This is a genomic window from Benzoatithermus flavus (genome assembly GCF_037908215.1).
Lineage (GTDB): Bacteria > Pseudomonadota > Alphaproteobacteria > Geminicoccales > Geminicoccaceae > Benzoatithermus > Benzoatithermus flavus.
This window is the reverse complement of sequence record NZ_JBBLZC010000011.1, coordinates 1-14,572: the sequence shown is the minus strand read 5'-3', so window position 1 is coordinate 14,572 and position 14,572 is coordinate 1. Positions and strand designations below refer to the sequence as shown.

The 14,572-nt window shown below is 70.8% G+C and carries 11 protein-coding genes; all 11 read left to right on the top strand.

The features are described from left to right. Nucleotides 1–304: 304 nt before the first annotated feature. The 11 genes from U1T56_RS12220 (at nt 305) to iolD (ending at nt 14,424) form a co-directional block, all read left to right on the top strand. Entirely contained in the window at nt 305–901 is a 597-nt protein-coding gene (locus U1T56_RS12220) for an SCO family protein (RefSeq protein WP_418159758.1), read from the top strand. Between the two features lie 47 nt (nt 902–948). After that, nucleotides 949–2,781: a multicopper oxidase family protein gene (locus U1T56_RS12215; RefSeq protein WP_418159757.1), complete on the top strand. Its 1,833-nt coding sequence runs from the start codon at nt 949–951 to the stop codon at nt 2,779–2,781. Nucleotides 2,782–2,902: 121 nt separating this feature from the next. After that, entirely contained in the window at nt 2,903–3,922 is a 1,020-nt protein-coding gene (locus U1T56_RS12210; protein WP_418159756.1) for a hypothetical protein, read from the top strand. Between the two features lie 158 nt (nt 3,923–4,080). After that, the gene (locus U1T56_RS12205; protein ID WP_418159755.1) at nt 4,081–4,641 is read left to right on the top strand and encodes a hypothetical protein; all 561 of its coding nucleotides are present in this window, start codon (nt 4,081–4,083) and stop codon (nt 4,639–4,641) included. Nucleotides 4,642–4,681: 40 nt separating this feature from the next. Continuing rightward, a complete protein-coding gene (locus U1T56_RS12200) occupies nt 4,682–5,617 on the top strand; it encodes a hypothetical protein (RefSeq protein ID WP_418159754.1) in 936 nt (311 codons plus the stop codon). 62 nt (nt 5,618–5,679) lie between these two features. Further along, nucleotides 5,680–6,522 carry an endo alpha-1,4 polygalactosaminidase gene (locus U1T56_RS12195; RefSeq protein WP_418159753.1) on the top strand — a complete coding sequence of 281 codons (843 nt, stop codon included), beginning with the start codon at nt 5,680–5,682 and terminating at the stop codon, nt 6,520–6,522. Between the two features lie 601 nt (nt 6,523–7,123). Next, nucleotides 7,124–8,479 carry an ATP-binding protein gene (locus U1T56_RS12190; protein ID WP_418159752.1) on the top strand — a complete coding sequence of 452 codons (1,356 nt, stop codon included), beginning with the start codon at nt 7,124–7,126 and terminating at the stop codon, nt 8,477–8,479. Nucleotides 8,480–8,582: 103 nt separating this feature from the next. Next, entirely contained in the window at nt 8,583–9,944 is a 1,362-nt protein-coding gene (locus tag U1T56_RS12185; protein ID WP_418159751.1) for a sensor histidine kinase, read from the top strand. 11 nt (nt 9,945–9,955) lie between these two features. Beyond that, a complete protein-coding gene (locus U1T56_RS12180) occupies nt 9,956–11,350 on the top strand; it encodes a sigma-54-dependent transcriptional regulator (RefSeq protein ID WP_418159750.1) in 1,395 nt (464 codons plus the stop codon). Between the two features lie 134 nt (nt 11,351–11,484). Beyond that, complete coding sequence (locus U1T56_RS12175; RefSeq protein ID WP_418159749.1) at nt 11,485–12,393, top strand: MurR/RpiR family transcriptional regulator; 909 nt, start codon at nt 11,485–11,487, stop codon at nt 12,391–12,393. A gap of 183 nt (nt 12,394–12,576) precedes the next feature. Further along, nucleotides 12,577–14,424 (top strand): 3D-(3,5/4)-trihydroxycyclohexane-1,2-dione acylhydrolase (decyclizing), encoded by a 1,848-nt coding sequence (gene iolD / locus U1T56_RS12170; RefSeq protein ID WP_418159748.1) that lies wholly within the window; start codon nt 12,577–12,579, stop codon nt 14,422–14,424. The last annotated feature ends 148 nt before the right edge of the window (nt 14,425–14,572 follow it).

Here is a 14,572-nt window from a genome sequence, read left to right as displayed (position 1 = left end):
AATGAACCAGCAAGGGTAGGAACGCATGCAGAACCGGGTCATGCCCCCCCGCCCGAGGTGAGCGATCCTCCGGCCGTCTCGTGACGACGGCTGACCGGGCAGGCTGCTCCAGGACAGAACGTCACGCCGGGCGGCGCCGCATCTCCCGATGCCGGCCGACGGCGTTCCACGGCATCCCCTCGAGGATGCCGGAGGGGAAGCTCGTACCCGGCGGAGGATCGGGCTCCATTCGAGGCGGCGATGCCGCGCTCTCCACGGTCGAACGGAAGCGGCGGCAGCAAGGCGATTGCAGGGAGTGGACGACATGCAACGGCGGATGTTCTTCGCCACCGGCGCGGCCGCGCTGGCCGGCGCCGCGACCGGCGGCGCGGATCGGGTGTGGGGCGCTTCGGCGCCGGCCGCATCGACGCACAGCATCATCCCCAACGTCCGGGTGCTGGACCAGGACGGGCGGGAGCATCGCTTCTACGACGGTCTCGTCAAGGATCGCGTGGTACTGATCAACTTCTTCTACACGAGCTGTGGCGAGACCTGCCCGCTCGTCACCGAGAACCTGCGCGCGGTGCAGGATCTTCTGGGCGAGCGAGCGGGGCGAGACATCTTCATGTACTCGGTCACGCTCCAGCCCGAGCTCGAGACGCCCGCGATCCTCGCGGACTATGCAGCACTCTGGGACATCAGGCCGGGCTGGAAGTTCCTGACCGGCGCACCCGACGAGATCGAGCGGCTGCGCCGGGCGATCGGCTTCGCCAGCGCCGACCCCACCTACGATCGGATCAAGGACAACCACACCGGCATCGTACGCTACGGCAACGACCGGCTCGACCGCTGGGCCGGCACCGCCGGGCTCGGCCGGCCGGCCTGGATCGCCAAGGCCGTGACGGCGCTGGCGGAAGCCTGACGCCGGCGGCTCCATTCCCATCGGTATTTTTCGAGAGGTAGCACCCTATGTTCGGGTTGGATCGTCAGGTCGCGCGCGCGCTCGAGCTCGGAAAGGAGCTCGACGCCGCCAAGCTCAGCCGCCGCGAGCTCGCGAAGCTCGGGCTCGTCGCCGGCAGCGCACACTGGGCCAAGGGTGCGAGCCTGCGCGCCGCACTCGCCCAGACCGTGCCGGCGATCCCGCTCACGCCCTGGCGGGACGAGCTGCCGATCCCGCCCAGGCTCGGCGCCGGCGGCTACAGCTACAACCCCGCCGACCACCAGTGGTGCGACCGTTACCCGGCGCAGTCCGCGCAGTGCTACGAGCTGCGGATCCGCGAGCACGGGCACAGCTTCCACAAGGACCTGCCGCAGAGCACGGTCTGGAGCTTCAACGGCACGTTCGGCGGCCCGGTGCTCGACGTGCGCTACGGCCAGCCGTTCTGCCTCTACATCGAGAACGACCTGCCGGCCGATCATGTCGGCTACGGCAACCCCGAGACCACCTCGCACCTGCACAACTTCCACACCGCCACCGAGAGCGACGGCGGGCCCTGGAACTGGCTGAAGCCCGGCGAGCACCGCATCCAGCACTACACCATGTGCCGGGCCGGGTTCAGCGACCCGCAAGGGGCCGGCAATCCCTACTACCGCGACACGACCGGCCTGGCGCCGGGCGGCACCTGGTGGGCGCAGGACGGCGGCGACGGCGACCTGCGCGAGACGCTCACCACGCTGTTCATCCACGACCATCGGCCCGAGTTCACGGCCCCCAACCTCTACAAGGGCCTGTTCATGATGGTCCGGGCGTTCGACCAGCAGGACACGGGCGACGAGAGCACGGGCTGGAAGCTGCCGAGCGGCGACTACGACGTGCCCTTGCTGTTCCAGGACAAACGGATCGTCCCGGACACGGGCGAGATGACCTATAATCAATTCGCGGTCGACGGCTTCCTCGGCAACTATCTCACCGTCAACGGCAAGATCAGACCCTATCTCGAGGTCGAGCCTCGGGCCTACCGCTTCCGCCTGCTCAACGGAGGGCCGTCGCGGTTCTACCGCTTCGTGCTGCGCGCGGGCGGCAGGAACGTCACCTTCGCCCAGATCACCGAGAGCGGCAACCTACTCTACGTGCCGCGCCGGAATCTTCAGGAGATCGATCTCTGGGTCGCCGAGCGCTCCGACATCATCGTCGACTTCAGCGGCATGGCCGACAGAACCGAGATCATCATGAGCAACACGCTCAAGATGCGCGACGACGGCCGCGGCGAGGACGTCGGCAAGAGGCTCAATCCCGATGACCCGGCGAACCAGATCCTGAAGCTCGTCGTCAAGAGCAAGGGCAGGAACTATCCGCGCTTCTCGCTGCCGAACTATTTCCGCCCGCTGCCGCCTCTGCCCGACCTGAGCAAGGTCAGGCGTCGCCTGTTCAAGTTCGAGCGCAAGAACGGGATGTGGGCGATCAATGGCAGGTTCTGGGATCCGGACCTCGACCACGCCAACGCCGCTTCCCACATCGATCCGCCGCACGTGGTCGCGCGCGACTCGGCCGAGATCTGGACGCTCGACAGCAGCTCGGGCGGCTGGGACCACCCGATGCACATCCACTTCGAGGAAGGCCAGATCATCGCCCGCAACGGCGTGTCGATTCCTGCGGCCAGCCGGCACCGCTACGATATCTACCGCCTGCGCCAGAGCCGGCTCGACGTGCTCCTGCGCTTTCGCGACTTCCCGCAGACCGATTTCCGCTCCACCGGCGCCGTGCCGCACACGCGCGACGATCACGGCCGCTACGTCATGCACTGCCACAACGTCGTCCACGAGGACCACGCGATGATGGTCACGTGGACGATCCGAGCGTGAGCGGGAGGCGAGCGAGATGCGTAGGGCCTGAACGCCGCCTCCCCGGGCGGAGGCGCAGCCGGCAGGGCCGCCTCGTCGTCCGGCCATCCGACATTCACCTCATCTTCCGGAGAGCTTCGCCATGCATCGCATCCTTCTGAACTCCTCGGCCCTCGGCCTCGCTCTCGCGGCGACGATCGCCGCCGGCGCGGCCCGTGCCGGCACCGATACCGTCGTCAACCTCGCGACCGCGCCGGGTGGGATGGTCATCGTGCCGCCGGCCAGCAACGCTCCCGCCGGCTCGACCACCCAGCTCTGGGTCTCGGACCACCTGCAGGGCTTCTGCCGCGTGGCGAGCACGACCCTGACCGGCTGCCTCACCATCGGCGCCCCCGGTCAGCCGGCCTACAAGGCCGACACCCGTCAGGTGTTCGTCCCCGACCTGTCCTCGAAGTCGATCGGCATAAGGCGCCTGACCTTCAGCGCTTCCGGCACCACGACCTCGGGCGGGCGCAGCATCAACCCGACGCTCACCGTGGCCGACGGCGGCGGCAAGACCGGCAGGCTCGGCGATGTCCGCCCCGATGCGGTGGTGGTGGACAGGAACGGCAATCTCTACGTCTCGGCCAACCGCAACGGCAACATCTACAGGATCACCTACACGGCATCGAACGACACGTACGCCGCCAGGGCGCGGGTCATCGGGCAGAGCTCCGACGGTGGCCGCGTCCTCGGGCTGGCTCTGGATGCGGCAGGCAACCTGTACCTCGCCGAAGCGGCCGGCGTCACCGTGATCACGGGTGTCGGCAGCTGCACGCCCGCGAACCCGTGCGTGGCGGACCCGTTCGAGATGCCGGACGTGTTCGCCCCGCAGGCGCTGGCCTATGTCGCGCCACATCTCTACGCGGGCGAGACGACCTACGTGGTGGTCAAGGATCTCGAGACCGGCGAGGTGGCGACCCTGACCGGCGACGCCAGCCATCCGATCATCAATGCCTCCGGCCTCGCCGCCACCAAGGGCACGCCGGCGACCGTCGACGGCAACGGCGTCCCGATCTCCCCGTCGCTCACCGGCAACATCTACGTGGGCGTGGACCGGACCGGCGGCAGCGGCAACCTGCAGGGCTTCTGGTACCGGTTCGACCCGATCAGCGTGCCCTGACCTTTCTCCGCCGGCTTCCCGACGCGGAGCGAGCCGGTTCTTCACCCCTCCATGTCGGCGCGCTCCCCCGCCCGGCCGGGCGGGGAAGTGCGCCGGACGGACGCTCCGGAGCGCGACCAGGCCTCCGCTTTCGCCCCCCTTCCAGGGAAGGATCCGTCATGAGCCGTTCCAAGGCCATCGCAGGCCTCGCCCTGACGCTCGCCGCCCTCGCCCCCGCGCTCGCCCACGCCAGGGGCGGCAGCGACGACGGCGGCCACATCGTCGCCATCCCCGCCGCCGCCTGCATCGAGATCGCGGCCGATCCGGCCGACGGCGGCCGCACCACGCTCGGCGGGGCGATCGCCCTGCAGGGCCGGCCCGGCGGCGTGTCGTCCGTGGCCCTGCGCTGCCCGCTGGCGCTCGATCGCGGCGGCGCGTCCGGCGACGACCGCCTCGCGGGCCTCGAGGTCCACTATCTCGACGGCGACGGACCGGGCGCGGACGCCCGTGTCGGCGTCTCGCTCGTCCGCACGGCGCTCGCACCCGCCGCGGCCGACGGCTTCGCCGAGACGGTGGTCTGTAGCTGGAGCTCGGCGAGCAGCGGTGCGATGGCCCCCGCCAGGGCCACGATCCCCTGCGCGTCGCCCGCGACCGATGCGTTCTACCACGTCGACGTGCTGCTGACCGTCCAGCCCGGCCCGCAGCGGGCAGCGTTCGTCGGCCTCAAGGTCATCCGCTAGCCCGCCCCAAGGAACTATTCCCTACTTCAGGAGGAAGATCATGCCTCGTCATCCGGCTCTCGGCGCTTCGGCCTGCGCCACCGTCCTGGCTGCGCTCGCCGCGGCGGCCTCGCCGGCCCGCGCGCAGGTGCCTCCCCCGGATCTCGTCATCGAGGGGCCGATCGACGGCATAGCCGAGGACGGCAAGGCGATCCATGTGATGGGGATCAGGATCCGCGTCGACAGCGGCACCTTCGATACACCCACCCGACTGGGCGTCCCCCTCGCCGACATGACCAAGTCGCTGCCCGGGCGGCCCTCCGGCTTCCTGCACGGCACCGCCATCGTGACCGGCGGCAGCAACGGCCGCGACGTCTACGCCACCAACGTGTTCTCCGATGTCAACGAGAACGTCATCGTCGGAGAGGTGACGCAGAAGGACCCGCTGGAGGTCAACGGCCTGCCAGTGGTCCAGCTGCCCCAGAAGCCCGCCGCCGGAACGTCCGACTTTCCGATCCCGTCCAGCCAGCCCCGGAACATCTTCGGCTTCGACATCAACCCGAGCACGATCGACGAGGGCACGCTGGTCTCGATCGAAGGCTATCTCGGCACCGATGGCAGGCTCTACTGGCACACGCTCGAGGCCGACGCGGGCCGGCCGCTGAACCTGAAGGCCGAAGTCAGCATCCTGCGCGCGCAGTGCCGCAGGAACGGCAACGGCAAGGACGAGCTCGAGGTCCGTGGCGCCGTGCATCCCGCCTCGGGCAGAACGCTGACGAGCCCGGTGCCGAACGTCGAGATCTATCTGCAGGGGGCGACCTCGCCCATCCTCCGGGCGACCCCCGTGATCGTGGCACCGGCACCGGCGACGATCGCCGGGTTCTACGCCGAGTACACGGCCCGCAGCAACAAGCTCACCCTCGGCAGATGTCCGCAGACGATCACCGTCAAATGGGGGGGCGACACCGACGCTCAGGTCGCGACCGTCGCGCCGTGACATCGGATCGCCCTCGCGACCCGAGAGCCGCCTGCCGGCCGGCCGCGGACGAGCCTGTGCCCATGTTCCCGCGTGCCGCCCCATCGCCGACCCGCTCCGCAGCCGCGCTGCGCCGGCGGCGCCGGCATGGCCGCGTCATCGCTCGCCGGCACGGCCTCGCGGCCATGCTGGCGGCCGTGCTGGCGGCGTCGACCGCATCGGCCGACGGGCCCTGGCGGCCGGCGCAAGGGCAGCGGCTCGATCTGCAGATTCTGCCGCCGCTCGATCTTGCCCGCCCCGTCGACGTGCTGGCGCTCGATCCGTTCGCGACCTCCCCCGACCAGGTGCGCCGGCTCTCGGTCAAGGGGATCGCCACGGTCTGTCATCTCGCGGCGGGGGTATGGGAGAGCTGGCGGCCGGATGCCTTCGCCTTTCCGCAAGGCGTTCTCGGCCGCAACGTCCCCGGCCGGCCCGGCACGCGCCGGCTCGAGGTCGGAGACCCGGCCGTGCTGCCGCTCCTTGAGCGCCGGCTCGACCTCTGCCGCGAGCGCGGCTTCGCGGGCGTGCTCCTCGCCGGGTTCGAGAGCGGGCCGGCGGCACCGGCTCTGCCCGGCTTCGTCGGGGCGCTCGCCGCCGCCGCCCGCGCGCGCGGCCTCGCGGTCGGGGCGTTCGGGGAGCCGGCATCGATCCAGGGTCTCGCGGGCGTGCTCGACTTCGCCGTGGCGGCGGACTGCCTCGCCGCCATGCCGGGCTGTGTCGCGGCCGCGCGCACGTTCCGGGCTGCGGGCAAGCCGGTCTGGCTCGTCGCCTACACCAACGCCACCGCCCGGATGACGGCGCTGTGCGCCGAGGCCGCCGGTGCCGGCGCGACCGTGCTGTTCAAGACCGCAACGCTCACCGGCAGGCTGCACCGCCGCTGCGGCTGAGGCCGCGGGCTCATCCCCTGCCGATCCGCCCTCGCGGCACCGTCTCGCACCCGGCGATCCGAAGCGGCGCCGTCCGCATGGACCGCGCTCCGGCATCGCCCGCCGATCCCCGAAGGAGCCGTTCCCGCAGGACAGAAACGGAGGAAGAGCAGTGAGCGCCCGATTCCGTGAGGACATCTTCGACAATGTTCGCGCCGAAAGGCCAGCAGAGACGACGATGTCCCCAATGATCGAGCCGGCATGATCCGCAAGAACGATCGGATGTCTTCACCATGACGGCGAATCGGTTCATCCGCCTCTCCGATCTTGCGGCCCGATGCCACTGTCCGATATGGGCGAATGTCCGATACCGGGTCGTCGGGGCAGGGAAAATCCGCGGCCCGGTGCGGATGATCGCACGATGTGCGTGGGGGATCGGCGTGGACGGGGCCCGAGACCCGGGCCGGGAACCGCGAAAAGCCTGGGCCTGCATGGGCTGCCGCCGCCGCATCGGCGCTCTGGCACGGCTCGTGCAACGACCGGGGCAGGGGTGCACGGCGCCGAACCCGAAGGTCCTCGCGGTCGGGCTGCCGGCGTGCCACGCCCGACCGGAGCGCCCGTCATGAGCTTCGCTTCGCTCTCGAGGGTCAAGGACCATATGGCCGCCCGCGCCGGGTCCGCCGCGGCCTCGGTCTCCATCCGTCCGTGGCGGCGGGCGGGTCTGCTCGCCTGGCCCCTCGCGGGCGTCCTGTCGTTCGCCGGCTTCAGCGGCATCTCGGCCTATCTGCTGCACCGCCACCTCGTCGTCCATCTGCTGACGCTCGACACCGAGCGGACCATGGAGCTCGTGAACGATGCCTTCGCCGCCGGGACGGCTGATCCGGCGAGGGCCGAGCGCCTGCTCGCGGCCGTCGCCGGCCTGCCCGACGTCGCTCGTGCCGTGCTGCGGGCACCCGACGGCAGCATCGTGCGCTCGTTCGGCGGGCACGGCGTCGCGCAGGCCGAGGACGGGAAGGAGCTCGTGGCCGAGGCGGCGGCCGGGCGGCCCGCCTTCGCGTTGGACCCGGCCGCGCAGGGCCTCGTCGCGAGCTACGTGCCGCTGTTCCGGAGCGGCGGAGCGGACCACGCGGTCGTGGGCGTGCTCGAGCTCCACCGCACCCCCGACCACGCGCTCGCCCTGCTCGCCGGCAGCGGACGCTGGATCGCCGCAGGCACGGGCCTCGGCACGCTGCTGATCCTGGGCGGCCTGTGCGGGGCGACGCGCCGTGTCGATGCCGAGATCCGGCGGCAGGCGGCGACGACGCTGGACGAGTGCCTCGCCACGGCCGCCGCGCTCACCACCGCCGCCGGCCATGGGCTGCGGGATCCGCTCGCCGCGATCCGCTCTTGCGCCGAACAGGCCGTGCGCGCGCCCTCGCCCGAGCGGGTTTCGGCCCTGCTCGACGAGATCATGGCCCGTTCCGACCAGATCGAGGCATGGATACGGCGCTACCTGCTCGAGGTCCGGGCCGAGGGTGCGCCCGCGGGCGCATCGCTCGGGACGGCGCTCGCCGCCGTCCGTGCAGCCCGCGCGGCCGAGCTTTCGCGCCGCAGGATCCGTTGGGAGGAGAGGGAAACGGCGTGGCCTGCGGTCCGGCTCGACCCGGAAACCCTGGAACAGGTGCTGAACGGTCTCGTCGCCGACGCGATTCACGCCATGCCGTGGGGCGGGACGATCAGGATCGGCGCCCGCCCGGCCGGGGACGACATCGTCGAGCTCGAGATCGCTGCCATGGGCCACGGCCCGAGCGAGGAGCGACTCGCCCGGGCCTCCGCCGCACCGGCGGCCGGGCCGCCGGGTCCGGGCCTGGCCGCGATCGAACGCATCCTGGAGCACCGGAATGCAGACATCGCCCTCGCAAGCGGGACAAGCCGCGGCACGGTCGTCATACTCCGGCTGCCGGTCGCACGCGAGGTCGGCCTGTCGCGGGGGCAGTGATCCCGCCGAAACGTGCCGGGACATGATCAGGTTTGCTCGGGCTCCATGGGCGAGGGCCACTGCCGCGGGTGCTGCATGCACCCCCGGTACGAAAGGATCGCTCGTGCCGCCGCGGCCGGCCGTGGGCAGGATCAGCCTCGTCGCCTGGTTCCTGATCCTGAGCCTGATCTCGGTCGCGGCAGTCAGCTTCACCTCGGCCTGGCTCCTGCAGCGCTTCATGAGCGAGCGGATGTTGGCGCTCGACGTCAAGGTCACGACCGAGTTCATCAACCACGTCTTCGGCATCGAGGACGCCGACCGCTACTTCGCCGCGGCCAGAGCGGGCGAGCCGGCGGACGAGCTCGCGCGTTTCTTCGTCCATGTCGGCCAGATGCCCGACGTGCTGCGTGCGAACATCTACCGCCTCGATCACACCGTCGTCTGGTCGACCGCGCCCAGCCTGATCGGGCGGCGCTTCGCCCGCAACGAGGAGCTCGAGGAGGCTGCGCGCGGCGAGCCGATCTTCGCCTTCGGCATCGCCGGCGAGGAGGACGCGAAGGACGAGCACGTCGACTTCGTCGAGCCAGGGCGTCCTTACGTCGAGAACTACATCCCGATCTTCCGCGGTGGAAAGAGCAGAGGCGAGGTCGTGGGCGTGGTCGAGATCTACCGCAGCCCGCACGCCCTGTTCGAGGCGATCCGCTCCGGCCAGCGCCTCATCTTCACCAACGCGGCGCTCGGCGCCTTCCTGATCGTCACGGCGCTGATCTGGCTGGTCCGGCGGGCGGATCGCGTCATGCGCGCGCAGGCGAAGGCGATCGCCGAAGGCCAGCGGCTCGTCACCGCCGGCGAGATGGCGGCCGCGGTGGCGCACTCGCTCCGCAATCCCCTGGCCTCGATCCGCTCTTCCGCCGAGCTCGCGGCCCGGCTGCGCTCGCCCGAGCGGGTCCAGGCCCTTCTCGACGACATCATGGCCCAGTCCGACCGGCTGGCGCAGTGGGTGCGGCAATATCTGAGCGCCGACCCGCCCGAGACCGGGAACAAAGGCGCCGATCTGCGGCAGGTGCTCGCGAGCGTGCGCGCCAACAACGCGACCGAACTCGAGCGGCACGGAATCGCCTGGCACGAGAGCCCGGCCGCGACCGTGCCCGCGGTCGCGATCCCGCCCGGTGCGCTCGAGCAGGTGCTGAACGGCCTCGTCACCAACGCGATCCACGCCATGCCGGAAGGCGGCAGCATCACGATCGCGCTGCGGCCCGTCGGCCGGAGCGCCGTCGAGCTCGTGATCGCCGACACGGGCTGCGGCATGAGCGGGGAGCAGCTCGCGCGCGCCTTCACCCCGTTCGTCACCTCCAAGCCCTCGGGCCTGGGCCTGGGCCTGGCGCTGGCACGACGCATCGTGGAGCGCCACGGAGGACGCATCACCCTGGAAAGCGTGCCCGCGGCCGGCACATCGGCGATATTGCTCCTACCGGTTGCGAGATAGCGGGCGGTCCCATGGCGCACGGCATCCTGATCATCGAGGACGAGACCTCGCTGGCGCGCAACATCAAGGACTATCTCGAGGAGGACGGATTCGAGGCACGCTGCTGCGGCGACGGCGAGAGCGGCCTGAAGCTGGCCGAGAGCTTCCGCCCCGACTTCGTGATCCTCGATCTCCAGCTTCCCGGCATGAACGGGCTCGCCGTGCTCCGCCACCTGCGGGCGCGCGAGTCCGGCATCAAGGTCGTCATGCTGACGGCGCACGGCAGCGTGCAGACCGCGGTCGAGGCGATCAAGGCCGGCGCTTACGAGTATCTCGCGAAACCCGTGGTCCTGAGCGAGCTGAAGCGCGTGATCGACCGGGCGCTCGAGGAGGAGCGCACGACGACGGCTCTCTCCTATTTCCGCCGCCGCGACGAGAGCCGGGCCGGAATCGACCGGATCGTCGGCGAGAGTCCGGCGATCCTGGCGCTCAAGACACGCATCCGGCAGCTCGTCGCGGCGGAGGCGTCGATCCAGGGCGTGCCGCCGCCCGTGCTGATCAGCGGCGAGACCGGCACCGGCAAGGAGCTGATCGCCCGCGCGATCCACGTCGCCGGGCCGCGCCGGCAAGCCCCGTTCATCGAGCTCAACTGCGCCACGCTGCCAGCGCACCTGATCGAGGGCGAGCTGTTCGGCCACGAGCGCGGTGCGTTCACCGACGCCAAGGAGAAGCGGATCGGCCTGTTCGAGGCGGCGGGTGGCGGCACCATCTTCCTGGACGAGATCGGTGAGCTCGACCCTTCGCTGCAGGCGAAGCTCCTGCGCGTGATCGAGACCGGCCGGGTGCGACGGCTGGGGGCGAGCCGCGAGATCGCGGCCGATGTCCGGGTGGTCGCGGCGACCAACCGGCCCCTGAAGGAGCTCGCAGCGGAAGGCCGGTTCCGGCCCGATCTCTACTACCGCCTCTCGGTGGTGACGCTGGAAGCGCCTCCCTTGCGCGAGCGCGGCGAGGACATCGTGCTGCTCGCGGAGCACTTCCTGCGCCAGCACGCCCGGCGCTACGGCCGCCAGCCGCCGGGCCTGGGCGCGCAGGCGCGGCAGGCCCTTCTGCGCTACGGCTGGCCCGGCAACGTGCGCGAACTCAGGAACCTGCTCGAGCAGATCGTCGTGTTCCACCACGGCGACGAGATCGAGGCCGCCGTCCTGCCGTTCGCGCGCGACGGCGCCGCGCAGGTCCTGCCGGCCGAAGGGTTCGTGCTGCCGGAGCAGGGAGTCGACCTCGAGGAGCTCGAGCGCAGCCTGACGCTCCAGGCCCTGACCCGGACCGGCTGGAACATGACCCAGGCCGGGCGCCTGCTCGGCATGTCGCGCGATGCCATGCGCTATCGGGTCGACAAATACGGCCTGCGCCTCGAGGACGGCTCCTGAAGCCACGTGTCCGCCTTGCGGATCGAATTTTCGTTTCATCGCAGCGGAATTCGTGGAAAATGTCCGCCGACATCCCTGGTCGGGCGATCGCGACGATCCGCTCCGGCCGAGCTTCCCGCGGAGGACGATGGACGGTGACCACGAGCTACGACCTGCTGAAGGCCGAGATCGCCGCCAGATGCCCGAGCCTCAGTCCGCGCCTGCGCCAGGTGGCCGAGTTTGCGCTCACCCATCCCGACGACATGGCGCTCGAGACCATCGCCGTCATCGCCGAGCGGGCCAAGGTCCCGCCGTCGAGCCTGATCCGGTTCGCGAACGCCTTCGGCTTCGACGGGTTCAGCGCCATGCAGCGCGTGTTCCGCCGGCAGCTCGTCGAACGCTCCAGCGACTATGCCGCGCGCATCCGCGCCTTGCGGCAGTCCGATGCCGCGGCCTCGCCGGCCTCGCTCCTCGACCGGCTGGTCGAGGCCGGCATACGCTCGCTCGATCAGCTCCGTCACAGCACCCGGCCCGAGCAGCTCGAGCGGGCGGCCGCGCTGCTCGCGCGCGCCGAGGTGATCCACGTCGTGGGCCAAAGGCGTGCCTTCGCGGTGGCATCCTACCTGAGCTATGCCTTCGGCCAGCTCGGTCCGCGCACCCACCTTCTGGACGGGATCGGCGGCACGACGCTGCAGCAGGCCAACTTCATCGGCGAGCGCGACGTGCTCGTCGTGATCTCGTTCGCGCCTTACGCTCCGGAGACCTTGGCCGTGGCGCACCGGGCGGGCGAGCGCGGCGTGCCGATCGTGGTGCTGACCGACGGGCCGCTGAGCCCGCTCCTGCCGCTGGCCGAGGTGGCGTTCGAGCTGCAGGACGCGGAGCTCCAGGGCTTCCGCTCGCTCTCGACCACGATGTGCCTGGCTCTGGCTCTCGTGGTGCAGCTCGGCCAGAAGCTCGGCGAGGACGGCAAGGGCCGGCGGTCCTCTCGGCCGGCGCGGCGCGCGCGGGTCGAAGCGCGCCGGGCGGAAACCGAAGCGCCGGAGCCCGCGGACGCTGCCGGCTGAAGCCGGACGGGACCGCACCCGTGCCGGCAGCGTGGCGCCGTGCAAAAAAGTGAAAAAAATGTTCCATTCAACCTTGCATTCCGAATGAAAATTTTGTTCTATGGGCGCGCCCGATCGGAGCACGCAGGAGAGGCGAAAGCCGCCCGCCGGGATCGGCAAGGAACGGGATTGGGGAGAACGGGCATGGAGAGGACGGTGCGGCTCACGACGGCGCAGGCTCTGGTGCGCTTCCTCGCGGCGCAGCGCACGATGATCGACGGACGCGAGGCGCCGCTGTTCGCCGGCTGCTGGGCGATCTTCGGCCACGGCAACGTCGCCGGGATGGGCGAGGCGCTCTACCAGGCGAGGCAGACCCTGCCCACCTATCGCGCCCACAACGAGCAGGGCATGGCGCTCGCCGCGGTCGCGTTCGCCAAGGCGAAGAACCGTCGGCAGATGATGGCCTGCACCACCTCGATCGGGCCGGGCGCCATGAACATGTTGACCGCGGCCGGTGTCGCGCACGTCAACCGCCTGCCGGTCCTGCTGCTGCCGGGCGACGTGTTCGCGAACCGCCGCCCCGACCCGGTGCTGCAGCAGATCGAGGATTTCAACGACGCCACCCTGAGCGTCACCGACTGTTTCAAGCCGGTCTCGCGTTGGTGGGACCGGATCACCCGGCCCGAGCAGCTCCTGACCTCGCTGCCGCGCGCGGTCCAGGTCCTGACCGACCCGGTCGAGTGCGGACCCGTCACCCTCGCCTTGTGCCAGGACGTCCAGGCCGAAGCTTGCGACTATCCGGAAGCGTTCTTCCGTGTCCGGGTCCACGTTCCCCGCCGGCCCGGTGCGGACGCCCCGGAGCTGGAGCGCGCGGTACGCATCCTGCGCGAGGCCGAGCGACCCCTGATCGTGGCGGGCGGCGGCGTGCTCTACGCCGAGGCCGCAGAGACGCTCCAGGCCTTCGCGGCCGAGCACGGCATCCCAGTGGCCGAGACCCAGGCCGGCAAGAGCGCGATGCCCTGGACCCATCCCATGGCCGTGGGTGCCATCGGCGTCACCGGCACCTCGGCCGCCAACGCGCTGGCGCGGGAGGCCGACGTGATCCTGGCCGTGGGCACGCGCCTTCAGGACTTCACCACCGGCTCGCGGGCGCTGCTGCCGGGCTCGGCCACGCTGATCCAGCTCAACGTCCAGCCTTACGATGCCGGCAAGCACAACGCGGTGCCGCTCGTGGGCGACGCGAAACGCACGCTCGAGGATCTGACCGCGGCCCTGGACGGCCATGCCACCAGCAGGGCATGGCAGGAGCGGGTGAAGGCGCTCGTCGCCGAATGGAACGCAGCGGTGGACGAGGTGACGGCACCCGGCAATGCGGACCTGCCGACCGATGCGCAGGTCGTGGGGGCCGTGAACCGGGCGGCGGGCGCCGATGGCGTCGTGGTCTGCGCCGCGGGCGGGCTGCCGGGCGAGCTGCACAAGCTCTGGCGGCCCCAGCGGCCGAACGGCTACCATCTGGAATACGGCTTCTCCTGCATGGGCTACGAGATCGCGGGCGGGCTCGGCGTGAAGATGGCGCTGCCCGAGCGCGAGGTGTACGTCATGGTGGGCGACGGCTCCTACATGATGTTGAACGCGGAGCTGCAGACCTCGGTGCTGCTCGGCAAGAAGCTGATCGTTACCGTGCTCGACAACCGGGGCTTCGGCTGCATCAACCGGCTGCAGCAAGCCTGCGGCGGGGCGCCGTTCAACAACCTGATCGAGCACGTCGACCACAAGGCGAGCGATGCCTGGATCGACTTCGCGGCCCATGCCCGGGCGATGGGGGCCGAGGCCGAGAAGGTGACGGGCATCGGCGAGCTCGAGCTGGCACTGGAGCGCGCCAGGGCGGCCAAAGGCACCTATGTCGTCGTGATCGACACCGATCCCCTGGCGACGACCGAGGCGGGTGGTGCCTGGTGGGACGTGGCCGTGCCCGAGACCTCGCCGCGCGCAGAAGTGCGCAAGGCGCGCGAGGGCTATCTCGAAGCCCGCGCGGCGCAGGCCATGGGCTGAGGAGCGGGTCGCGGCAGGCCGCGGCCGGCAGCAGGGATCAACGGAGGACAGGCGCCATGCCGAGAGAGATCCAGCACTTCATCGGCGGCAAGCTGGTGGCGGGCCGCAGCGGCCGCACCGCGCCGGTGTTCGACCCGGCGACCGGCGA